The following is a 21,618-nucleotide window of genomic DNA, read 5'->3' as shown; positions in this document are numbered from 1 at the left end:
GCCGCCGGGGGCCGCCCCCTTGCCCGCCCGTCCCGCCCCCGGGGGGCGGCCCCGCCGCCCAAGGGGGCGGGGTAATTGGGGCGGCCCCGCCGCCCAAGGGGGAGGGGTAATTGGGGCGGCCCCCTCCGCCCGAGGGGGCGGGGGGAGAGGTGCGGGTGGGCCTGCCGTCCGCGGGGGTGGTCGGCGTGGTGATGGGGGCGGGGTGTTCGCTACCGGTGGGTGGTGAGGGCGGTGGTGGCTCGGGTGTGGCGGGAGGCGTAGGACGGGTTGACGGTGAGGCGCCAGAGGAGGTCCAGGGCTCGGCACGCGCCCTCGTAGTAGTGCGCCTCCTCGGCGGCGTCCGCGGCCCGGTTCAGCAGGGCGAGGCCCTCCTCCCGCCGGCCCAGCTGGATCAGGGACTCGCCCTGTGCGGTCTGGAGCAGTGACGTCCGGATCAGCCCGGCCTCGGCGTCACCCAGGGCGAGCCCGTCCAGCGAGTGCCGCAGGGCGGCCTCGGGTTCACCCGCGCGCAGGCAGTGTTCGGCGAGCGTCTGCAGCGCCAGCATCTCCGTCGGCCGGTCGCCCGCCCGCTGGGCGAGCGCGGCGGCCCGTACGCAGCCGTCGCGCGCCTCCCCCGGCTCGCCACGCGCCTGCTGCGCGTGCGAAAGGTTGATGCGGCCGATCGCCTCGTCGACCAGATCGCCTGCCCGCGCCGCCAGTACGGGCGCCAACTCCAGGTGCGGGTAGGCCTCTTCCGGTTTGCCCTCCTCCATCAGCACCCATCCGAGCAGCGCCCGTACCCGCGACTGGGCGTCCGCGTCGTCCAGGGCCTCGGCCGCGTGCAGGACCTGCTCCAGCATTGGCGTCCACTGCTCCCGCACCCGCCACAGGACGTACGGCCACTGCAGGAGCCCGAGCCGCCACACCCGGTCCTGCCAGCCGGCGTCCAGTGCCGCGGCCATCGCCCCGGCGAGTGCGTCGCGTTCGGCCTCGTACCACTCGATCGCCTCGGAGCGCGTGGCGAATGGGCGTACGGCGGAGGGTTCGGGCAAGTCGTCGGGGAGCGTGCAGCAGGGGCGGCTGCCGGGCTCGGCGACCGCGTTGGCCGCCAGCTCGGTGTGCAGGTAGTGGCCGACGAGGCGGGCGAGCGGCCCCTCGGAACGCCCGGGTGCGCCGTCGGTCGCCTCCGCGAGTTCGCGCGCGTACAGCCGGACCAGGTCGTGCAGGGCGAACCGGCCTGGCCGCGACTCCTGCACCAGATGGGCGGCTGCCAGCTGGTCGAGGGCCGCGCCCGCCTCGCGCGGGGTGATCCCGGCGAGGGCCCCGGCGGCGTACCTGTCGAAGGTCTTGCCGGTGTGCGTGCCCAGGCTCCGGAAGACCAGCTGCGCGGTGCCGGTCAACTGCTGCACACTCAACCGCAGTTCGGCCGCCACACCCCGGTCCTCGACCGAGAGCAGCGCCAGCCGTCCCTGCTCGTCGGCGAGTTCGGCACTGTGCCGCTCCAGGGTCCAGTCGGGGTGGGTGGCGAGCCGGGCGGCCGTGATGCGCAGGGCGAGCGGCAGCCCGTCGCACAGCCCGGCCAGCCTGCGGGCCGCTTCGGGTTCGGCGGCGATCCGCGGGGCGCCGAGCACCCCGGCGAGCAGTGCGGTGGAGTCGTCGGGTCCCAGCACGCGCAGCGGCACGGACCGGGCGAGGTCACCCGCGATCAGGCCGTCGAGCCGGTTCCTGCTGGTCACGACGGTGACGCAGTCGTCTCCCGAGGGCAGGAGCGGCCGTACCTGCTCGGAACTGCGCGCGTTGTCGAGTACGACGAGGAGCCTGCGGTCCGCGGTGAGCCGCCGGTACAGCGCGGCAGCGGCGGCCGGGGTCTCCGGCACGGCACGCCCGCTCACGCCCAACGCGACCAGGAACTCCCGCACGACCGCAGCGGGTTCGGGGTCCGCGAGCGCGTCGAAGCCGTGCAGATCGGCGAAGAGCCGGCCGCCGGGGAACTCGGCCCGACGTTGGTGCGCCCAGTGCAGGGCGAGCGCGGTCTTGCCGACACCGGGCGGTCCGGTGACGAGCACGATCGGTGCCTCCCCCTCCCCCACGGCGTCCCCGACGGCGGCCAGCTCGCCCCTCCGGCCGAGGAATCCGCGCGGATTGCGCGGCAGCAACTCCGGCACGGTGTACGGGACGTGCGCGGTGGAGGAGTCCGGGCGGGGTGCGGGAACGGGGATGGGTACGGGGTCGGCGCCCGGTGCGGCTACAGGGCCGGCCGCGGAGCCGGAGTCTGTGGTGCCGTCGGCCGGTGCACCGCCGCCGGCCCGCCCGTCGCCGCCGGCCGTGGCGGGCGAGCCGGTCCGGGCCGGGGGTGCGGACGGTGCGCGGCCGGGGAGTCCGGCGGCGGGTGGCGTGGCGGAGCCGGGGGCCGTGGTCGCGTGCCGGGGCGTGGGTGCCGCCGGTACGGGCGGGAACGGGCTGCCGGGTGGTGGCGTCCGGCGATCCGGAGCATGGGGCTCCGTCGCGGGGCGGTCGTCGGCGTGGGGCGCCGGTCCGGGCCGGTCCGGACCATGCGAGGCAGCGGGGCAGTCGTCGGCGTGACGCGCCGGTCCGGTCCGGTCCGGACCATGCGAGGCAGCGGGGCAGTCGTCGGCATGGGGTGATGTGCCGGGCCGGTCTTCGGCGTGGGGTCCTGTCACGGGCTGGTCCGGGGCATCGGGCGCCGTGCCGGTCCGGCCCGGGGCGTGGTGTCCCGCCGCGGGTCCGTCGGCGGTCGCGCGGTGTCCGGGTGCCCGGTACTCGGGTGATCTGTGGGCGGCACCGTCCGCGCGGGTTTCCGCACGGGTGCCGCGCGGCACGGGGGCGGGTTGGCCGTCGCCCTGGAGGATCGCCCCGTACGCGTCCTGGAGCGCGCGGCCCGGGTCCACCCCCAGTTCGTCCGCGAGGAGCCGGCGGGTGCGGTGGTACCAGTCCAGCGCGTCGGACTGCCGGCCCGCCCGGTACAGCGCCAGCATCAGCGCCGCCGCCAGCGTCTCGCGCATCGGGTGGGCGACCGCCTCGGTGCGCAGTACCGCCGCCGCCCGGCCGTGCTCGCCCAGCTTCCCGTACGCCTCGGCCAGGTTCTCGACCGTGACCAGGCGGGTTTCCTCCAAGGCGTGGGCGGCCGCCGCCAGCGGCTCGGAGGCGACGGTTCCGGTCAGTGCGGGGCCGCGCCACAGGGCGAGCGCCTCACGCAGCATCAGTACCGCGTCCGTCGGCTGCCGCTGCCGCTTGGCGAGCTGTACGAGTTCCTCGAAGCGGTGCGCGTCCAGCAGCGATTCCGACATCTGGAGGACGTACGCCCGCCCGCGGGTGGCGAGTTCGACGCCGTACGCCGCCGCTTCGCCGTCGTTGAGCAGCGCCCGCAGCCGGGAGACATGGCCCTGGACGACGGTACGTGCGTGGGCGGGCGGGGCCTCGTCCCAGATGGTGTCGATGAGCTGGTCGACGGGAACGGCCGTGTTGGGCCGCAGCAGGAGTGCGGCCAGGACGCTGCGGCGCTTGGCCGGGCCCAGCGGGAGCTCTCCGGTTTCGGTGGCGACGGACACCGCGCCGAGCAGCCGGAATTCCACTGGCGCCTCCCCCTGCGAACCCTCTGAGCTCTGTGTTTCGTGCGTTCCCGGGTCAGGGGGAACCAAGGGGTCAGCCTACCGGGGGAGGCGCCTTCGGCCCGGGGGGAGCGGAGTGTGAGCCGTCACTCGTCGCGCGTCCTACTCGTAGTGCCGGTAGCGCTCCTCGGTGACGCCGTCGCCGCCGACGGGCGGGGCACCCATGCCCCTGCGCCGCTTGAGGATGCTGGTGAAGACCACGATGCCGATGATGCCGACGAGCATCATGATCACCCCGACCAGGTCGAGGTTGACACTGTCCATTTCCCAGTCGGTGGCGAAGGTCAGGATGGCCCCCACCGCGACGAGGACGATGCAGCCGCCCAAGCCCATTTCAGTTCGCCTCCGAAGATGATCGCCCGGGGCCGTTCCGGCCCTTTGCGTGCACAGGTCGCGTACCCGGGGCCGGAACAGCCATGCGTGGAGGCGGAGTTCACCCTTCCAGGAATGCGGTCAGCGCGTTGGCCAGCAGGTAGGGGTCCTCGGCGCCGCACAGCTCGCGGGCGCTGTGCATGGAGAGGATCGCGACGCCGATGTCCACGGTCTGGATGCCGTGCCTTGCGGCGGTGATGGGTCCGATGGTGGTGCCGCAGGGCATCGAGTTGTTCGACACGAAGGTCTGCCACGGCACGTCGGCCTTCTCGCAGGCCGCGGCGAACACCGCGCGGCCGGAGCCGTCGGTCGCGTACCGCTGGTTCACGTTGACCTTGAGGATGGGGCCGCCGTTGGCGCGCGGGTGGTGCGTGGGGTCGTGCCGCTCGGTGTAGTTGGGGTGGACGGCGTGCCCGGTGTCGGAGGACAGACAGATGCTTCCGGCGAAGGCGCGCGCCCGGTCCTCGTACGTACCGCCGCGGGAGAAGACGGAGCGCTCCAGCACGTTGCCGAGCAGCGGGCCGTCGGCGCCGGTGTCGGACTGGGAGCCGTTCTCCTCGTGGTCGAAGGCGGCGAGCACGGGGATGTACGGGAGCGTGAGGCCGCCGCTCGCCTCGGCGTTCGCGACGGCGGCCAGGGCGGCGACGCTCGCGTGCACGGAGAGCAGGTTGTCCATCCGGGGGCCGGCGACGAGCTCCTCGTCGCGGCCGAGGTAGGAGGGCGGCTCGATGGCGTGCGGCATCAGGTCCCAGCCCGCCACGTCCTGCGCGTCGATGCCCGCCTCCTGGGCGACGTACGCGATGAGGTCGCCCTCGTGCACCTCGCCCAGGCCCCAGATGGGCTGCATGTGGCGCTGCTTGTCCAGCTTGAGGCCGTCGTTGGCGCTGCGGTCGAGGTGGATGGCGAGCTGGGGGACGCGCAGCAGGGCGCGGTCGATGTTGACCAGCCGGTGGGAGCCGTCGCGCAGCGTCAGCCGTCCTGCCAGGCCGAGGTCGCGGTCGAGCCAGGTGTTGAGCAGGGTGCCGCCGTAGACCTCGACGGCGACCTGCCGCCAGCCCTGGTTCCCGGAGTCCGGCACGGGCTTGACCCGCAGGTTCGGCGAGTCGGTGTGCCCGCCGACGATGCGGAACGGGGTGTGTGCCCGGGCGCCCTCGGGCACGTACCAGGCGACGATGGCGCCACCGCGCAGGACGTACTTGCCGCCCTTCGACCCGTCCCAGGCGTCGGTCTCGGCGACCTGGCGGAAGCCGGCCTTCTCCAGCCGCTCGGCCGCGGTGGCCACGGCGTGGTACGGCGAGGGGCCGGCCGTGAGGAAGGACATCAGGTCGTCGGTGTGGCCGCGATCGAATCGGGCTGCGGTGCTGCTCATACGGTCAGCGTAACGAGCCCGCCCCGCTGCCCCGGCGGCCGTGGGCACGGGCGAAGGCGAAGGCACGGGCGCGCGACGGCGAAGGCACGGTCCCGGGCCCGCGCTCCGGTCACAGCCCCGGCGGCCGTTCGAAGCGCCTGCGCAGTGGCATCCTCCGGTCGCCCCTGGGCACCCGCGGCAGCATCTGCGGAGTTCCCGCCGCGCGCTGCGCCTGCCGCCTGCGCCCGGCGCAGAAGATGCACTCCTCGCCGGGCGGCGCGTCCGGATCCACGGGGGCGCCCGGGTGCTGGGTGCAGCCCGAGGAGTTGCGCGGCCGGGACAGCTCCCTGGCCAGTACGAACGCCCGGTGCAGTTCCTTGGCCAACGCCGCGAACTCGTCGGGGGCCGACGAGGTGCCCAGGTTGAAGGACCGCTCGTTGACCAGGGAGAACTGCGACTTCAGCGCGGACAGCGTGGCCCTGGGGGCCGATCCGTCCGGCAGCCGGGGCCGCTCCTCCGCGGGGCTGGGCGCGCCGCGCTCGGTGAGCCGCCTGCGGTGGTTGCACAGCAGGCAGCGGCCCCAACCGTCGGGCGCGGCCGGGTCCACCGCCCCGTCGGGATGCTCCTTGCAGCCGGTGACGTTGCGTGCGGGGGCCAGGTCCGATGCCGTGCGGTAGGCCCCGTACAGCGAGTCGGCGACGGGTTCGTACTCGGCGGGGTGGGCGCCGTCGTACATCTCCGTCACCAGGTCGTTCGCCGAGCCCAGCCTGCTGCGCAGCTCCTGCAGCGCGTACGGCAGCCCGGCGGGGACGGAGTACCCCTTGCCCTGCGATTCCTGTCCAGCCATACGACCAAGCCTCGCACGCACCACTGACAACGGGCCGGACCGCTCCCCTGCGAAGGGGAACGATCCGGCCCGTACAAGGCTCCGAGCGGCCTGCGGGAGCTGAATCCCTGCGCTGCCTCCGGGAGCTGCGTCCCGGGCCTCCGGGAGCTGTGCCCCGCGCGGCCTGCGGGAGCTGCGTCCCGGCCTGCGGGAGCTGTGTCCCGAGCGGCCCGAGAGCGTTCAGGAACGCCCGGCCCGAGGGCGTTCTAGAACGCGGCCTCGTCCAGCTCCATCAGCGAGTTGTCCACGGCCTCGGCCTTGGCCCGCTCCACGCCCACGCCCGGCAGCACGTTCGCCGCGAAGTACTTCGCCGCCGCGATCTTGCCGGTGTAGAAGGGGACGTCCTTCGCCGAAGCGGTCGCCAGCTTCTCGGCGGCGACGGCCGCACCGCGCAGCAGCAGGTAACCGACGACCACGTCACCGGAGGCCATCAGCAGCCGGGTCGTGTTCAGACCCACCTTGTAGATGGACTTGACGTCCTTCTCGGTGCCCGCGAGGTCCGTCAGCATGGTGCCGACGATGGCCTCCAGGTCGACGGCGGCCTTCGCCAGCTGCTCCCGCGCGCCCGCCAGCTCCTCGCCGCCGGTGCCCACCGCGAGGAACTTCTTGATCTCCTCGGCGAGCTGGTTCAGCGCCGCGCCCTGGTTGCGGACGATCTTCCGGAAGAAGAAGTCCTGGCCCTGGATGGCGGTCGTGCCCTCGTACAGGGTGTCGATCTTGGCGTCCCGGATGTACTGCTCGATCGGGTACTCCTGGAGGTACCCGGAGCCGCCGAACGTCTGGAGCGACTGCGCCAGCTGCTCGTAGGACTTCTCCGAGCCGTAGCCCTTCACGATCGGCAGCAGCAGGTCGTTCAGCGCGATCTCGGCCTTGGCGTCCTCGCCGTTGGCCTCCTTCAGCGCGATCTCGTCCTGGACGGACGCGGTGTGCAGCACCAGCGCGCGCATGCCCTCGGAGTACGCCTTCTGCTCCATGAGCGCGCGGCGGACGTCCGGGTGGTGCGTGATGGTGACCTTGGGCGCGGCCTTGTCCATGAAGTTGGCCAGGTCGGTGCCCTGCACGCGCTCCTTGGCGTACTCCAGCGCGTTCAGGTAGCCGGTGGAGAGGGTGGCGATGGCCTTCGTGCCGACCATCATCCGGGCGAACTCGATGATCATGAACATCTGGCGGATGCCGTCGTGCTTGTCACCGATCAGCCAGCCCTTGGCGGGGTGCTGGTCGCCGAAGGTCATCTCGCACGTGTTGGACGCCTTGAGGCCCATCTTGTGCTCGACGTTCGTCGCGTACACACCGTTGCGCTCGCCGAGCTCGCCGGTCTCCCAGTCGAAGTTGTACTTCGGTACGAGGAAGAGGGAGAGGCCCTTGGTGCCGGGGCCCGCACCCTCGGGGCGCGCGAGGACGTAGTGGAGGATGTTCTCCGACATGTCGTGCTCGCCGGACGTGATGAAGCGCTTCACGCCCTCGATGTGCCAGGAGCCGTCCTCCTGCTGGACCGCCTTGGTGCGGCCGGCGCCGACGTCCGAACCGGCGTCCGGCTCGGTCAGCACCATCGTCGAGCCCCACTGCTTCTCGACGGCGATCTGCGCGACCTTCTTCTGCGCCTCGTTGCCCTCCTCGTGGAGGATGCCGGCGAAGGCCGGGCCGGAGGAGTACATCCACACGGCCGGGTTGGCGCCGAGCAGCAGCTCCGCGTACGCCCAGATCAGCGAGCGCGGGGAGGTCGTGCCGCCGATCTCCTCCGGCAGGCCGAGCCGCCAGTACTCGCTGTCCATGAAGGCCTGGTAGCTCTTCTTGAAGGACGCGGGTACGGGTGCGGTGTTGGTGGCCGGGTCGAAGACCGGCGGGTTGCGGTCGGCGTCCTCGAAGGAGGCGGCCAGCTCGTTCTCGGCGAGGCGGCGCAGCTCGTCCAGGATGCTCTTGGCGGTCTCGACGTCCATCTCCGCGAACGGGCCGGTGCCGTACAGCTTGTCGCGGCCGAGCACCTCGAAGAGGTTGAACTCGATGTCCCGGAGATTCGACTTGTAGTGCCCCATGGCGACGGCTCCGTATAGCTCGGGGAGGCAGGATCCTCGTAACGACTACCAGCAAGTAGCTACCAGCATGCTACCCGTCGGTAATAAGTCGCAACCCTTGGCGCCCGGATGTGACGAGTCTTAAATGGGGGCCGGGTCGCCGGAAGGGCCACTCGGGCCCCGGCGGACCCCGTGCGCGCACTACTCTTTCCCGCATGTATGGCTACGAGCAGAACCCGGGCGCACAGCAGGGTTACGCCCCGCCCGGTGGGGCCCAGCAGGGCTACGCCCCGCCGCAGCCGCCGCCCCACCAGGGCGGTCACCCGGGGGGCCACCAGTCCGGGCACCCGGGGGTCTATGCGGAACAGCCGCTCTACCCCGAGCCCTCGCCGCCGTCCCTGGGGGACGCGGTGCGCGCCTTCACCACCGGGACGCTGTCTGCCGAGGACTTCCAGCAGATCTTCGCCTCCTCCAAGGTCTACTGCCCGCGCGGCGACGGCCCCGGCTTCCTGGCGCTGCACAACACGCAGCACCCGGTGATCCCGATGTTCACCACGCTCAAGGAGCTGCGGAAGTACGCGGGCAAGGAGTCCAAGTACTTCGTGATCACCGGAGCCGAGGTCATCGACCTGCTGCCGACGGGGTACGGCTTCGTGCTCGACATGGAGGGCCAGCACCGGATGGTGTTCGACGCGAAGGCCGTGGAGCAGATGGTCGACTTCGCGATGCGCCGCATGTACGGCTGAGACGGGCCGGCTGCGTACTCCGGGCCGCGCTGCCACTACGGGGCCGCGGCCCCGCGCCCGTGCTTCTCCTGGGGGAATGGAACACGTCTTGCGGGATGTTCAGGCTTCAACTAAGTTGAATGTTGAACATCCCGCCCGGAGGTGGACCCACATGCCCGCAGTGACCGTCGAGAACCCGCTCACCCTGCCGAAGGTTGCCGCGTCCGCGGACGCCGTCGCGCGTCCCGTGCTCGCCGTCACCACGGCGCCCGGCGGATTCGAAGGGGAGGGCTTCCCGGTGCGCCGCGCGTTCGCGGGCATCAACTACCAGCACCTCGACCCGTTCATCATGATGGACCAGATGGGTGAGGTGGAGTACGCACCGGGCGAGCCGAAGGGGACCCCCTGGCACCCGCACCGCGGCTTCGAGACCGTCACCTACATCATCGACGGCCAGATGGACCACCAGGACTCCAACGGCGGCGGCGGCTCCATCACCAACGGGGACACCCAGTGGATGACCGCGGGCTCCGGTCTGCTGCACATCGAGGCTCCGCCGGAGGCGCTCGTCGTCAGCGGCGGCCTCTTCCACGGCCTCCAGCTGTGGGTGAACCTGCCCGCGGCCGACAAGATGATGGCCCCGCGCTACCAGGACATCCGCAACCACCAGGTCCAATTGCTCACCACCCCCGACGGGGGTGCGCTGCTGCGGGTCATCGCGGGCGAGCTGGACGGCCACGAAGGCCCCGGCATCACCCACACCCCCATCACGATGATCCACGCGACGGTACGGCCCGGGGCCGAGGTCACGCTCCCGTGGCGCCCGGACTTCAACGGTCTGGCGTACGTCCTGGCGGGCCGCGGCACGGTGGGCGCGGAGCGCCGGCCGATCCACCTCGGCCAGACGGCGGTCTTCGGTGACGGCGGATCGCTCACCGTCCGCGCCGACGAGAAGCAGGACGCGAACACGCCGGACCTGGAGGTCGTGCTGCTCGGCGGGCGTCCGATCCGTGAGCCGATGGCGCACTACGGGCCGTTCGTCATGAACAGTCAGGCGGAGCTGCAGCAGGCCTTCGATGACTTTCAGTCGGGCCGCCTCGGCACCGTCCCGGCCGTCCACGGCATGTAACCGGGCTCGGCCCCACCGTTCCCAGCCTCACCCCCCAGCCCCCTAGGGCGGCGGGGCCGCCCCGCCCTTGCCCCCCCGCCCCCTTGGGCGGCGGGGCCGCCCACACCTCCTGCCCCGAGCCCCCTTGGGCGGCGGGGCCGCCCCCGGGGGCAGTGGGGTCTCCCCTGCTCGAGCGAAGCCGAGAGCTTGGGGAAGGGCGGCCCAGGGTGCGGCCCCCGGCGGAGCCGCACCCTGGGCCCCGCTCGGCCCCCGCTGCCCGAGGGGCCTGGCAAGGGCTGGGCGTACACCTGGGCCCCGCCCGGCCTCGCTGCCTCAGGGGGCCGGGCGGGGGCCGGGCGGGGTAATCACCCCGCCCTGACGCCCCGTCACCCACGCGGCCCCCGCCCGAAGGCCACCCCACCGCACCCGTGTTCTCGTGGGGCACATGGCTCCCACCCACCCCCGCCCCCTCCTCCCCGAACCCGCCCGCCGCACCGCCGCCTGGTGCATCGTCGCGCTGCTCGTGGCCGGGGTGGCGGCCGTCGGGATCTGGCTGTGCATCACCTTCAAGACCGCCGTGACCCCCGCCCTGCTGGCGATCCTCGGCACCGCCCTCCTCGGTCCGCTGTACCGGCGGCTCGTCAGGATGAAGGTCAACCGGTCGCTGGCCGCCGCCCTCACCTGCGCGGCGGTCGTCGCGGTGGTCGGCGGGGCGTCCTGGATCGTCGTCAACGCCCTCGTCGACACCGGCGAGCAGATCGTCACGTCCGTGCAACGGGCCGCCGTCGACCTCGTGGAGCGGTTCGGCGGCGAGGGCACGACCCTCCACGACCTCGCCGACCGTTCCAAGGACCTCCTCGGGAAGTTCGGCGGCACCGCCGCCTCCGGGGTGCTGGCCGGGCTCGGCATCGTCGGTGAGATCGTCGCGACCGCCGTCCTCGCGCTGCTGCTGATCTTCTTCTTCCTCCGGGACTCGGACCGCGCCATGGCGTCCCTGCGGGGACTGGCGCCGCGCGACACGGGTGACACCGTCGAGGCGATGGCGCGCAGGGCCTTCGAGGCCGTGGAGGGCTTCATGCGCGGGACGACGTTCATCGCGCTCATCGACGCCCTCTGCATCACCGTCGGACTGCTGATCCTCCGGGTGCCCGGCGCGGTGGGCCTGGGCGCGCTGGTCTTCGTCGGGGCGTACATCCCCTACCTGGGCGCGTTCATCTCCGGCGCGGTGGCGGTCCTGGTGGCGCTCGCCGACCGGGGTGTGGTCATCGCGCTGTGGGCGCTGGGCGTGGTGCTCGCCGTACAGGTGCTGGAGGGGCACGTCCTCCAGCCGATGATCCAGAGCCGCACGGTGCAGATGCACCCGGCGGTGGTGATGCTCGCGATCACCGCGGGGGCGTCCGTCGCCGGGATCATCGGCATGCTGCTCGCGGTGCCGCTGACGGCCGCCGCGTTCGGCGTACTCTCCGAGATCCGGGGACGTTACGCCGCCGCGCACGAAGTGCCCCGAGGGGCCCCCGCCGACTGACGCCGCCCCTCGCGGGGCGTGCGCCGCCCCCTACACGTCGTCGTACGACACCGGCGGCGCGTCCTCGTACAGCTCGAACCAGATGGACTTGCCCTCGCCCCTGGGGTCCACGCCCCACGCGTGCGCCAGCATCTCCATCAGCAGCAGCCCGCGTCCCGAGGACGCCATCTCGCCGGGCCGGCGCTTGTGCGGCAGCTCGTCGCTGGTGTCCGTCACCTCGACCCGCAGCCGCCGTGCCCCGAACGGCCCGGACACCCGTGCCGTCAGCAGGGCGTCGCCGTCGGTGTGCACGAGGACATTGGTGACCATCTCGGAGACCATCAGGACCGCCGAGTCCACCTGGTCCGCGTCCGCCCAGTCGTGCAGCAGTTCGCGCAGCTGGTGCCGGGTGCCCGCGATGCGCTCCGGCTCGGCCTGGGCGACGGTCAGCGCCGTGGACCGCACCGGGTGGGCCGCCGGGGTGTCCGCCTCACGGCTCAGCAGCAGCAACGCGATGTCGTCCTCGCGGCGGTCGGACAGCGGGCCCGTGGTGTGGTGCGAAGGCGGCCCGTGCACCGCCTGCACCAGCTCGTCCGCCAGCTTTTCCAGGTCCAGCTCCCGGTGGTTCTCCATGATGGTGCGGAGCCTGGTCCAGCCGGAGTCCAGGTCGTGGCCGCCGGTCTCGATCAGCCCGTCCGTGCACACCATCAGCGTCTCGCCGGGCGCCAGGGCGAGCCGGGACGTCGGGTAGTCGGTGTCCGGGTCGATGCCCAGCGGCAGTCCGCCTGCCGTCGTCCTGACCAGCACCGTGCCGTCCGGCATCCGCACCGCGGGCTCCGGATGCCCGGCCCTGGCCAGCTCGACTGTTCCGTCCGCCGGGTCGACCTCCAGGTAGAGGCAGGTCGCGAAGCGCGGGCTGGAGTGGTCCTCGGGGGCGTAGGTGTCGGTGATCCCGTGCAGGAAGCGCGACGCGCGGGAGAGCACGGCGTCCGGCCTGTGCCCCTCCGACGCGTACGCCCGCAGGGCGATCCGCAGCTGGCCCATCAGCCCCGCCGCCCGCACGTCGTGGCCCTGTACGTCGCCGATGACCAGCGCGAACCGGCCCGACGGCAGCGGGATCATGTCGTACCAGTCGCCGCCGACCTGGAGCCCGCCGCCGGTCGGCACATATCGCGCGGCCACCGTCATCCCCGGTATCTCCGGCCCCAGCGTCGGCATCATCGACCGCTGGAGGCCCTCGGACAGCGCCCGCTCCGACTCCTCCACGCCCGCCCGCGCGAGCGCCTGGGCCAGCATCCGGGCCACCGTCGTCAGCACCGAACGCTCGTCCGGCGTGAACGCCACCGGATGCGCGAAGCCCGCCATCCACGCGCCCATCGTCCGCCCCGCCACGATCAGCGGCAGGAACGCCCACGACCGCCGCCCGAACCTCTCGGCAAGCGGCCAGGTCGCCGGGAAGCGGGTCCGGTAGTCCTCCGGCGTGGGCAGATAGATGGCCCGCCCGGTCCGTACGACCTCGGCCGCCGGGTAGTCCGTCTCCAGTGGCATGTCCCGGAACGGGTCCTCGTCGCCCGGCTTGTGCCCGTGGTGCCCGATCGTGGTGAGCCGGTCACCCGCCACTCCGAACACCGCGAGCCCGTCCGGCGAGAACCCCGGCATCGACAGCGAAGCCGCCACCCGCAGCACCTCCGCCGTGGACCGCGCCTCCGCCAGCGCCCGCCCCGCGTCCAGCAGGAACGCCTCACGTGAGCGCCGCCAGTCGCCTGTCACGGGGGTGCGGGCCGCGGCACCCGGCGCGGACTCCGCGACCTCCTGGAGGGTGCCGATCAGCTGGTAGTCCGCACCCTCCCCGAAGGGCTTGGAGCGGCTCCGTACCGTTCGCAGCACCTGCCGGCCGTCGTCGGACATCACCCGCAGCCGGGCCTCGGCGACGGTGCCCTCGGCGACGGCGAGCTGCACGATGCCGTGTATCTCGTTCCAGTCCACCGGGTGGAAACGGGCGCGGGCCGCGGACTCGGTGAGCACCACCTCTTCGGCGGGCAGGCCGACGAGACGTGCTGCTTCGGCGTCGAAGGAGACGGTCCCCGACGCGTTGTTCCATCGCCACAGGCCTGTGTCGATCGCGGCCAGCACGTCCTCGGTGCGCATGGGGCCATCCTTCCAGGTCGCACGGAACCCGGCCGCTCGGCCCGTGTTTCACGTGAAACAACGCCCCCGGCCGGGGGTCCGGGGGTCGCCCCCGGGAAGGCACAGCACGTGAAAGAGGGGCTGAGCCCGCCCGGAAAAGGGGGTGCGTCGGGCCGGTAACCTGGGTGGAAGTTGATTCCCGCCTGTCTCGCGAAGAATCTCGCGAAGAATTGGATGAACGATGCAGCATCGGTACAGGTCCCACACGTGCGGCGAGCTCCGCGCCTCCGACGTCGGCGCCGACGTCCGGCTGAGCGGCTGGCTGCACAACCGTCGCGACCTGGGCGGCATCCTCTTCATCGACCTGCGCGACCACTACGGTCTGGTCCAGCTCGTCGCCCGTCCCGGCACCGCCGCCAACGAGGCTCTCGCGAAGCTGACCAAGGAGACCGTCGTCCGTATCGACGGCAAGGTCTCCGCCCGAGGCGCGGACAACGTCAACCCCGAGCTGCCCACCGGCGAGATCGAGATCGAGGTGGGCGAGGTCGAGGTGCTCGGCGCCGCCGCCCCGCTGCCCTTCACGATCAACGCCGAGGACGGCGTGAACGAGGAGCGGCGCCTGGAGTACCGCTTCCTCGACCTGCGCCGCGAGCGCATGCACCGCAACATCATGCTGCGCTCGTCCGTCATCGCCTCGATCCGCTCGAAGATGGTGGCGCTCGGCTTCAACGAGATGGCGACCCCGATCCTCACCGCGACCTCCCCCGAGGGCGCCCGTGACTTCGTCGTCCCCTCCCGCCTGAACCCCGGCAAGTTCTACGCGCTGCCGCAGGCCCCGCAGCAGTTCAAGCAGCTGCTGATGATCTCGGGCTTCGACCGCTACTTCCAGATCGCGCCGTGCTTCCGCGACGAGGACGCCCGCGCCGACCGTTCGCCGGGCGAGTTCTACCAGCTCGACGTCGAGATGTCCTTCGTCGAGCAGGAAGACGTCTTCCAGCCGATCGAGAAGCTGATGACCGAGCTCTTCACCGAGTTCGGCAACGGCCGCGAGGTCACCTCCCCGTTCCCGCGCATCCCGTTCCGCGAGTCGATGCTGAAGTACGGCAACGACAAGCCGGACCTTCGCGCCAAGCTGGAGCTCGTCGACGTCACGGACGTCTTCGCCGAGTCCGGCTTCAAGGCGTTCGCCGGTAAGCATGTCCGCGCGCTGCCCGTCCCGGACACCGCCAAGCAGTCCCGCAAGTTCTTCGACGGCCTGGGCGACTACGCGGTCGAGCAGGGCGCGAAGGGCCTGGCCTGGGTCCGCGTCGGAGAGGACGGCCAGCTGGCGGGGCCGATCGCCAAGTTCCTCACCGAGGATGACGTCAAGGCGCTCACCGACCGCCTCTCCCTCGTCCCCGGCCACGCGATCTTCTTCGGCGCGGGCGAGTTCGACGAGGTCAGCAAGATCATGTCGGCGGTGCGCGTCGAGGCCGCCAAGCGCGCCGGTCACTTCGAGGAAAACGTCTTCCGGTTCTGCTGGATCGTCGACTTCCCGATGTACGAGAAGGACGAGGAGACCGGGAAGATCGACTTCTCGCACAACCCCTTCTCGATGCCCCAGGGTGGCATGAAGGACCTTCAGGAGAAGGACCCGCTGGACATCCTGGCCTTCCAGTACGACATCGTCTGCAACGGCATCGAGCTGTCCTCGGGCGCCATCCGCAACCACGAGCCCGAGCTGATGCTCAAGGCGTTCGAGATCGCGGGTTACGCGGCCGAGACCGTCGAGCAGGAGTTCGCGGGCATGCTGCGCGCCTTCCGCCTCGGCGCCCCGCCGCACGGCGGCATCGCCCCGGGTGTCGACCGCATCGTGATGCTCCTCGCGGACGAGCCGAACATCCGCGAGACCATCGCCTTCCCGCTCAACGGCAACGCCCAGGACCTCATGATGGGCGCCCCGACCGTCCTGGAGGAGACCCGCCTGCGCGAGCTGAACATCCAGCTGCGCAAGCCGGTCGAGAAGTAGGCCGACAGCTCACCCGTTCGGGGCAAGGGCCCGGAATCCTCGGCGGATTCCGGGCCCTCGCCCCGTCCCGGGCCGCTCCCTGTCCGGGGCCGTTACGGCAGGCGCCACAGCTGGTGCTTGTTGCCCGGGGTGCAGGGGTCGACGGTCAGCTGGCGGCCCGCACCGTTGTCGGTGACGCAGCCGTCGCCGACGTAGTAGTTGATCTGGTGCGCACCGCCGGTGGGCGTGGTCTTCCAGCTGGTGACGTAGCCGGAGTAGCCGGTCGACGCGGCGAGCACGACGCCCGTCTTCTCGTTGTAGGCGGGGGCGGACTTGAGGCCGAGGGCACCGCCCGCCAGGTTGCAGGCGTGGAACTCGGCGAACTGGTTGCCGCCGGACACCCACCCGAACTGCGTGTTCCCGCCCGAGACGACCGTGCCGCCACTGCCCGAGGGGTCGGTCCCGGAGAGCCCCATCCGTCGGCCGCTGCCCACGTTGGTGATCGCACCCCAGTTGTCGCCACCGCAGTTCTCGGGCTTGGCGGGGCCGGCCGGCGGTGGCTTCGGCTTGGTGCCGCTCCCGGAGCCGGACCCCGCGTTGCCGCCGGAGGCGCCACTGCCATTGCCCTTGCTTGCCGCGTTGCCGTCCGCCCCCGGGCCGGTGGCGGCGGCACCCGGCTTGCCCTTTCCGGTGCCGCCGGTCGCCGGGGTGTCCTTGCCGCCCTTCGCGTCCGCTCCCTTCGCGGGCTTGTCGGCGGCGGGCGAACCGCCGGCTCCCGGGGTGCTGTGCGGGGCGGCCGGGAGCGGTCCGCCGGGGGTCTGCCCGGCGGGAGCGGGGGCGGACGCCGCAGGTTGCGGACTCCCGGCGCGGGCCTCCGTGCCCGGCGGCAGGATGTTGATCACGGTCACGGTGGCCGCGGCGGTCAGTACCACGGGCACCACGACGAGCACGGGCCTGGGCAGCCGCTTCCACCACGGCAGCGGTACGGAACCGGCGGTGGCAGGCCCGGACACGAGAAGAGGCACGGGAGCGGGAGCGGGCGAGGGCGCGGGAGTCGGCGGCTCAGCCACCGGAGGCGCCACGACCGGAGGCGCCACGACCGGAGGCGACGACGGCTCCTGCACGACCGGGTCGGGCACCGGAACTGGCACCGGGCCCGGAGCAGCCTCCCCCGCCGCCGTTCCAGCCGTTCCCGCCCCCGCCGCTCCCACCGCTCCCGCTGCCCGTGCCGCCGCCGCCATCACCGCCGCGTCCGCGAAGCGTTCCTCCGGCATCTTCGCCAGTGCCCGTGCCACGAAGGCCCGTACCGGCGCGGGGAACGAGCCGGGGAGCTGCGGCGCGGGTTCCCGGATGTGCTTGAGGACGATCTCCAGGACCGTCTCGCCGTTGAACGGCGGCTCCCCGGTCAGCAGCTCGTACGCGACCACGCCCATCGAATACAGGTCGGACGCCGGTACGGTCCCCGTGCCCTCGGCCTGCTCCGGTGCGATGTACAGGGCCGTCCCCAGCACCGCGTGCGACGCCGTCAGCCGGGACGCGGCCTTGCTGTGCGCGATACCGAAGTCGGTGACCGTGACGCGGCCGTCGCCCCGCAGCATCAGGTTCGACGGCTTGATGTCCCGGTGCACGATCCCGCCCCGGTGCGCGGTGTGCAGGGCGTCCAGCGCCTGGGCGACCAGGTCGAGCGCCCGGGCCACGGGCATCGGCCCCTCGTCCTCGCGGACCTCGTCCAGCGGCCGTCCGTCGACCAGCTCCATGACGATGTAGGCGATGCGGCCGGTGCCCTCGTCGGCGGCGCTCTCCTCGCCGTAGTCGTGCACGTCCACGATTCCCGGGTGGCCGAGCGACGCCAGCACCTTCGCCTCGCGGCGGAAGCGGGCCGCGAAGTGCGGGTCCTCCAACAGCTTGGGCAGCAGGATCTTCACCGCGACGGAACGCTCCAGCACCCCGTCCTCGGCCCGCCAGACCTCTCCCATCGCGCCGCCGCCGATGCGCTCGCCCAGCGTGTACCGGCCGCCGAGCACGGTCCCCCGACCCCACATGCGTGCTTCCCCCTACGGTCTGACCAGAGTTGCCGGTACTCGGCCCGAGGAAGTTTGCCAGACGGGCCCCTGCCCAAGTCCCGGAGGGGCGCGGCCACTTGGTGACCGCCCGACTTGTCCGCACCATGGCGACCGCCCGAGTTGTCCGCACGTACGTTGTCCGCGAGTACGTTGCCCGCACGTACGGCGAAGGGCCCGGGATCGTGACGATCCCGGGCCCACCCCGTGCAGCAGCGAAGAGCTACGCGGCCGGCTTCTCCTCCAGGCGGGGGAACAGCACCGCGCCCTTGGTCACCGTCGCGCCTACGGGGAGCTGCCCCCACGTGCCCGCGTCCTGCACCTTCTGTGCGGCGAGCGCACCGAGCCCGGCGGCGTCCGCGCCCAGGGAGTCCCACAGCTTCTGGGACGTCTCCGGCATGACGGAGTTCAGCAGGACGGCCATGGCGCGCAGCGACTCGGCGGAGGTGTAGAGGATCGTCGCGAGACGCGCCCGGCCCTCCTCCGAATCGTCCTTGGCGACCTTCCACGGCTCCTGCTCCGTGATGTAGCCGTTGACCTGCTTCACGAAGTCGAAGATCGCCAGGATGCCGCCCTGGAAGTCCTGCTCGTCACCGATCAGCCGGTCGGCCTCGGCGACGGCCTTGGCCAGGCCCTCCTGGACGGCCTTCTCGGCGTCGCCGGTGGCGGCCGCCGCGGGCAGCGTGCCGCCGAAGTACTTGCCGACCATCGCCGCGACGCGCGAGGCGAGGTTGCCGTAGTCGTTCGCGAGCTCGGACGTGTAGCGGGCGGTGAAGTCCTCCCACGAGAACGAACCGTCGCTGCCGAAGGTGATCGCGCGCAGGAAGTACCAGCGGTAGGCGTCCACACCGAAGTGCGAGGTCAGGTCCTGCGGCTTGATGCCGGTCAGGTTCGACTTCGACATCTTCTCGCCGCCGACCATCAGCCAGCCGTTCGCGACGACCTTGCCGGGCAGCGGGAGGCCCTGCGCCATCAGCATCGCGGGCCAGATCACCGCATGGAAGCGGAGGATGTCCTTGCCGACCAGGTGGACGTCGGCGGGGAAGGTCTCGGCGAACTTCTCCTGGTTCGATCCGTAGCCGACGGCCGTCGCGTAGTTCAGGAGCGCGTCGATCCAGACGTAGATGACGTGCTTGTCGTCCCACGGGACCGGGACGCCCCAGTCGAAGGTCGAACGGGAGATCGACAGGTCCTGGAGCCCCTGCTTGACGAAGTTCACGACCTCGTTGCGTGCGGACTCCGGCTGGATGAAGTCGGCGTTGGCCTCGTAGAACTCCAGCAGCTTGGGGCCGTACTCGCTCAGCTTGAAGAAGTAGTTCTCCTCCTTGAGGATCTCCACCGGCTTCTTGTGGACGGGACACAGCTTCGTGCCGTCCTCGGCCTCGATGAGATCGCCCGGGAGCTTGTACTCCTCGCAGCCCACGCAGTACGGGCCCTCGTAGCCGCCCTTGTAGATCTCGCCCTTGTCGAAGAGGTCCTGGACGAATTCCTGCACACGGTCGGTGTGACGGCTCTCCGTGGTGCGGATGAAGTCGTCGTTCGCGATGTTCAGGTGCTCCCAGAGGGGCCGCCAGGCCTCCTCCACCAGCTTGTCGCACCACTCCTGCGGGGAGACACCGTTCGCCTCGGCCGTGCGCATGATCTTCTGACCGTGCTCGTCCGTGCCGGTGAGGTACCACACCTTCTCGCCGCGCTGACGGTGCCAGCGCGTGAGCACGTCGCCTGCGACGGTCGTGTAGGCGTGGCCCAGGTGAGGAGCGTCGTTGACGTAGTAAATGGGGGTCGTGACGTAGTACGCCGCCGCCCCCTGCTTCTCGATTCCAGTGGCCGCCATGACAGAAATCTTAAGTGGTGCGCAGAGGCCTCCTCACCTGGATATGGGTGAGGGCCGCCCCGAGCGGGACGGCCCTCACCTCGTTCGCGGCGTCAGCCCTTCAGCCACTTCGCCGAGCCGGCCAGTACTCCCTTGAACAGGGCGGCGTCGGTGAGGTCGGCGGGGGCGGGGCCCGCGTGGAAGAAGGCGGCGTTCGGGGCGTCCAGCTTGCGCAGGTAGTCGAACCCCTTGGCCTCGGTGTCGCCGAAGGCCACGAACTGCCAGAACAGCGGGAGCCGTGCGGCCTCGGCGAGCGCGGCGGTGGCCGCGCCCTTCGCCTCGGGGGCGCCGTCCGTCTGGAAGATCACCAGGGCCGGGCCCTCGTACTCGTCCTTGTTCTTCTCGTAGTGCTCGACGATCTCCTCGATCGCACGGTGGTAGCTGGTGCGTCCCATGTGCCCGAGGCCGGCGTGCAGCTCGTCGATCTTCCCCTCGGCGTCGTCGAGGGTGATCGTGCCGGTGCCGTCGATGTCCGTGGAGAAGAAGACGACGGGGACGGCGCCGCTGTCGTCGAGGTGCGCGGAGAGGGCGAGTGCCTGCTCGCCGAGCTTCTGGGCGCTGCCGTCCTTGTAGTACGGACGCATCGACCCGGACCGGTCCAGCACCAGGTACACCCGCGCCCGCGCCCCCTCGGCCTCCGCCTTCTTGAGCGCGCTCCCGGCGGCCCGGTAGGCGGCCGAGATCTTGGCGGTACGGGCCTTCACCTGCGCGGCACTGAACGCGGGACCGGCGACGGACGCGGGTGCCGGCTCGGCGGCGACGGGCTCGGCGGGACCGGCCACGGACGCGGACGCCGGCTCGACGGCGACGGGCTCGGTCTTGGCGACGGGCTCGGCCTTGGCGACGGCCTTCGGCTGAGCGACCGGTTCGGGCTCCGGCTCGGCCTCGGGCTCCTCGGCAGCTACGGGCTCGGCCTCCGCGACGGGCTCAGGCTCGGCGTCGACGGGTGCCGCCGCCGCGACCGGCTCGGGCTCGGCGACGGGTGCGGCCTCCGCCACGGCCGGCTCCGGGTCAGTGACCGGCTCCGCCTCGGCGACGACCGGCTCCACCTCAGCGACCGGCTCCGCCTCTGCGACGGGCTCGGGTGCGACCGGCTCCGGGTCAGCCTTTACCGGCTCCGCCTCTGCGACGGGCTCCGTTACGACCGGCTCCGGGTCAGCCTTGGCCGGCTCCGGCTCCGGCTCCGGCTCCGGCTCCGGCTCCGGCTCGGGCGTCGGCTCCGGCTTTGCCACCACCGGCGGCGTCGTCTCCGCGTCCGCTGCCGTCTCCGGCTCAACCTGCCCCGGGATGGCGGCGGTTACCGGCTCCGCCTCCGTGGCCCTGTCCTTGGCGGTCGGCTGGGCCGGCACGCTCTTCTCGGACGCGGACGCGGACGCGGGCGCCGACGGCTTCGGCTTGTCGAAGGCCTCGGCCACCAGCTCCGCGGCCAGGCTGCCCTGCGAGCCGCTCTTCGAGGAGCCGGACTCCGAGGAATTCGTGGAATCGGCCGCGGATTCGGCGGCCGTCTTCTCGGACTGCTCCGAACTCCGCTCCACCGACGCCGCGTTCACCGATTCGCGCTCCGGGCTCCGGGCATCGGCCGTCTCCCCGGCCCCCTGCGTGCGCTCGGTCTGGGACGGGACCGAGGGTGCGGACGACTCGGGGTTCTGGTCCGAGTTCTGTTCCGACCGGCCGCCAAACACCTTGCGCAGCAAGCTCCGAATGCCCATGGGCGAGGCCTTTCGAGTGAGAGTGAATGGGGTGCGTTGTATGTCCATGACTGGCGGGATTGATCCCTGACCAGGGGTGACACGTAAGGTTAGCGGCCGCTTCGCACCGGCCGGAGCAGTGGCTTCCGTGGCCCCGGACATCCCCGTTTCCAGCCCCTGATTGGGCCGCACGGGTGGTGCTTGTCCGAAGAACTGCGAATCGGAGTGGCGGTCCGTGCCTTCTCGTGCGTCGTCCGCATCATAAGGAAAGTACGAAAACCGGACATCCCGGAAACCGTGCAGACCTGTGGTGCCCGACC

The 21,618-nt window shown here is 71.9% G+C and carries 13 protein-coding genes; 4 read left to right on the top strand and 9 right to left on the bottom strand.

Going from position 1 to position 21,618, the window contains the following annotated elements; translation table 11 throughout:
• Positions 1-209: 209 nt before the first annotated feature.
• The 5 genes from ACFWVV_RS27710 to ACFWVV_RS27690 form a co-directional block, all read right to left on the bottom strand.
• On the bottom strand, positions 210-3,572 hold the full coding sequence (locus tag ACFWVV_RS27710) for a BTAD domain-containing putative transcriptional regulator (protein ID WP_384354920.1): 3,363 nt from the start codon (positions 3,570-3,572) through the stop codon (positions 210-212).
• 138 nt (positions 3,573-3,710) lie between these two features.
• Positions 3,711-3,941, bottom strand: coding sequence for a DUF6458 family protein (locus ACFWVV_RS27705; protein ID WP_384354922.1), 231 nt, complete (start codon positions 3,939-3,941; stop codon positions 3,711-3,713).
• Positions 3,942-4,041: 100 nt separating this feature from the next.
• Positions 4,042-5,349 (bottom strand): M18 family aminopeptidase, encoded by a 1,308-nt coding sequence (locus ACFWVV_RS27700; protein WP_384354924.1) that lies wholly within the window; start codon positions 5,347-5,349, stop codon positions 4,042-4,044.
• A 109-nt stretch (positions 5,350-5,458) separates the two neighbouring features.
• Positions 5,459-6,175: a hypothetical protein gene (locus ACFWVV_RS27695; RefSeq protein ID WP_384354926.1), complete on the bottom strand. Its 717-nt coding sequence runs from the start codon at positions 6,173-6,175 to the stop codon at positions 5,459-5,461.
• Positions 6,176-6,420: 245 nt separating this feature from the next.
• Positions 6,421-8,247 carry an acyl-CoA dehydrogenase gene (locus tag ACFWVV_RS27690; RefSeq protein WP_384354928.1) on the bottom strand — a complete coding sequence of 609 codons (1,827 nt, stop codon included), beginning with the start codon at positions 8,245-8,247 and terminating at the stop codon, positions 6,421-6,423.
• 194 nt (positions 8,248-8,441) lie between these two features.
• Between ACFWVV_RS27690 and ACFWVV_RS27685 the strand changes: the two genes are divergently transcribed.
• The 3 genes from ACFWVV_RS27685 (at position 8,442) to ACFWVV_RS27675 (ending at position 11,584) form a co-directional block, all read left to right on the top strand.
• Complete coding sequence (locus tag ACFWVV_RS27685) at positions 8,442-8,972, top strand: SseB family protein (RefSeq protein ID WP_384354931.1); 531 nt, start codon at positions 8,442-8,444, stop codon at positions 8,970-8,972.
• 151 nt (positions 8,973-9,123) lie between these two features.
• Entirely contained in the window at positions 9,124-10,080 is a 957-nt protein-coding gene (locus ACFWVV_RS27680; protein ID WP_384354933.1) for a pirin family protein, read from the top strand.
• A gap of 424 nt (positions 10,081-10,504) precedes the next feature.
• The gene (locus tag ACFWVV_RS27675) at positions 10,505-11,584 is read left to right on the top strand and encodes an AI-2E family transporter (protein WP_384354935.1); all 1,080 of its coding nucleotides are present in this window, start codon (positions 10,505-10,507) and stop codon (positions 11,582-11,584) included.
• 30 nt (positions 11,585-11,614) lie between these two features.
• Here ACFWVV_RS27675 and ACFWVV_RS27670 read toward each other — a convergent pair whose 3' ends face one another.
• Positions 11,615-13,711 carry a SpoIIE family protein phosphatase gene (locus ACFWVV_RS27670; protein WP_384354937.1) on the bottom strand — a complete coding sequence of 699 codons (2,097 nt, stop codon included), beginning with the start codon at positions 13,709-13,711 and terminating at the stop codon, positions 11,615-11,617.
• Positions 13,712-13,931: 220 nt separating this feature from the next.
• On the opposite strand from ACFWVV_RS27670, the gene aspS reads away from it, so the two are divergent.
• Positions 13,932-15,698: an aspartate--tRNA ligase gene (gene aspS, locus ACFWVV_RS27665; RefSeq protein WP_384354939.1), complete on the top strand. Its 1,767-nt coding sequence runs from the start codon at positions 13,932-13,934 to the stop codon at positions 15,696-15,698.
• Positions 15,699-15,790: 92 nt separating this feature from the next.
• Here aspS and ACFWVV_RS27660 read toward each other — a convergent pair whose 3' ends face one another.
• The 3 genes from ACFWVV_RS27660 to ACFWVV_RS27650 all read right to left on the bottom strand — a co-directional run bounded on the left by ACFWVV_RS27660 (position 15,791) and on the right by ACFWVV_RS27650 (position 21,319).
• Positions 15,791-17,719: a serine/threonine-protein kinase gene (locus tag ACFWVV_RS27660; protein WP_384354941.1), complete on the bottom strand. Its 1,929-nt coding sequence runs from the start codon at positions 17,717-17,719 to the stop codon at positions 15,791-15,793.
• Between the two features lie 241 nt (positions 17,720-17,960).
• Positions 17,961-19,571: a methionine--tRNA ligase gene (gene metG / locus ACFWVV_RS27655; protein WP_384354943.1), complete on the bottom strand. Its 1,611-nt coding sequence runs from the start codon at positions 19,569-19,571 to the stop codon at positions 17,961-17,963.
• A gap of 92 nt (positions 19,572-19,663) precedes the next feature.
• A complete protein-coding gene (locus tag ACFWVV_RS27650) occupies positions 19,664-21,319 on the bottom strand; it encodes a VWA domain-containing protein (protein ID WP_384354945.1) in 1,656 nt (551 codons plus the stop codon).
• Positions 21,320-21,618: the final 299 nt, after the last annotated feature.

It is taken from the genome of Streptomyces sp. NPDC058663 (assembly GCF_042716745.1).
Taxonomy (GTDB): Bacteria; Actinomycetota; Actinomycetes; order Streptomycetales; family Streptomycetaceae; genus Streptomyces.
This window is presented reverse-complemented; position numbering and strand designations above follow the sequence as displayed.

Excerpts from the sequence above, each read along its gene's own strand:
- ACFWVV_RS27705 (WP_384354922.1), bottom strand. The coding sequence starts at position 3,941 with ATGGGCTTGGGCGGCTGCATCGTCCTCGTCGCGGTGGGGGCCATCCTG.
- ACFWVV_RS27700 (WP_384354924.1), bottom strand. The coding sequence starts at position 5,349 with ATGAGCAGCACCGCAGCCCGATTCGATCGCGGCCACACCGACGACCTG.
- ACFWVV_RS27695 (WP_384354926.1), bottom strand. The coding sequence starts at position 6,175 with ATGGCTGGACAGGAATCGCAGGGCAAGGGGTACTCCGTCCCCGCCGGG.
- ACFWVV_RS27690 (WP_384354928.1), bottom strand. The coding sequence starts at position 8,247 with ATGGGGCACTACAAGTCGAATCTCCGGGACATCGAGTTCAACCTCTTC.
- ACFWVV_RS27685 (WP_384354931.1), top strand. The coding sequence starts at position 8,442 with ATGTATGGCTACGAGCAGAACCCGGGCGCACAGCAGGGTTACGCCCCG.
- ACFWVV_RS27680 (WP_384354933.1), top strand. The coding sequence starts at position 9,124 with ATGCCCGCAGTGACCGTCGAGAACCCGCTCACCCTGCCGAAGGTTGCC.
- ACFWVV_RS27675 (WP_384354935.1), top strand. The coding sequence starts at position 10,505 with ATGGCTCCCACCCACCCCCGCCCCCTCCTCCCCGAACCCGCCCGCCGC.
- ACFWVV_RS27670 (WP_384354937.1), bottom strand. The coding sequence starts at position 13,711 with ATGCGCACCGAGGACGTGCTGGCCGCGATCGACACAGGCCTGTGGCGA.
- aspS (WP_384354939.1), top strand. The coding sequence starts at position 13,932 with ATGCAGCATCGGTACAGGTCCCACACGTGCGGCGAGCTCCGCGCCTCC.
- ACFWVV_RS27660 (WP_384354941.1), bottom strand. The coding sequence starts at position 17,719 with ATGTGGGGTCGGGGGACCGTGCTCGGCGGCCGGTACACGCTGGGCGAG.
- metG (WP_384354943.1), bottom strand. The coding sequence starts at position 19,571 with ATGGCGGCCACTGGAATCGAGAAGCAGGGGGCGGCGGCGTACTACGTC.
- ACFWVV_RS27650 (WP_384354945.1), bottom strand. The coding sequence starts at position 21,319 with ATGGGCATTCGGAGCTTGCTGCGCAAGGTGTTTGGCGGCCGGTCGGAA.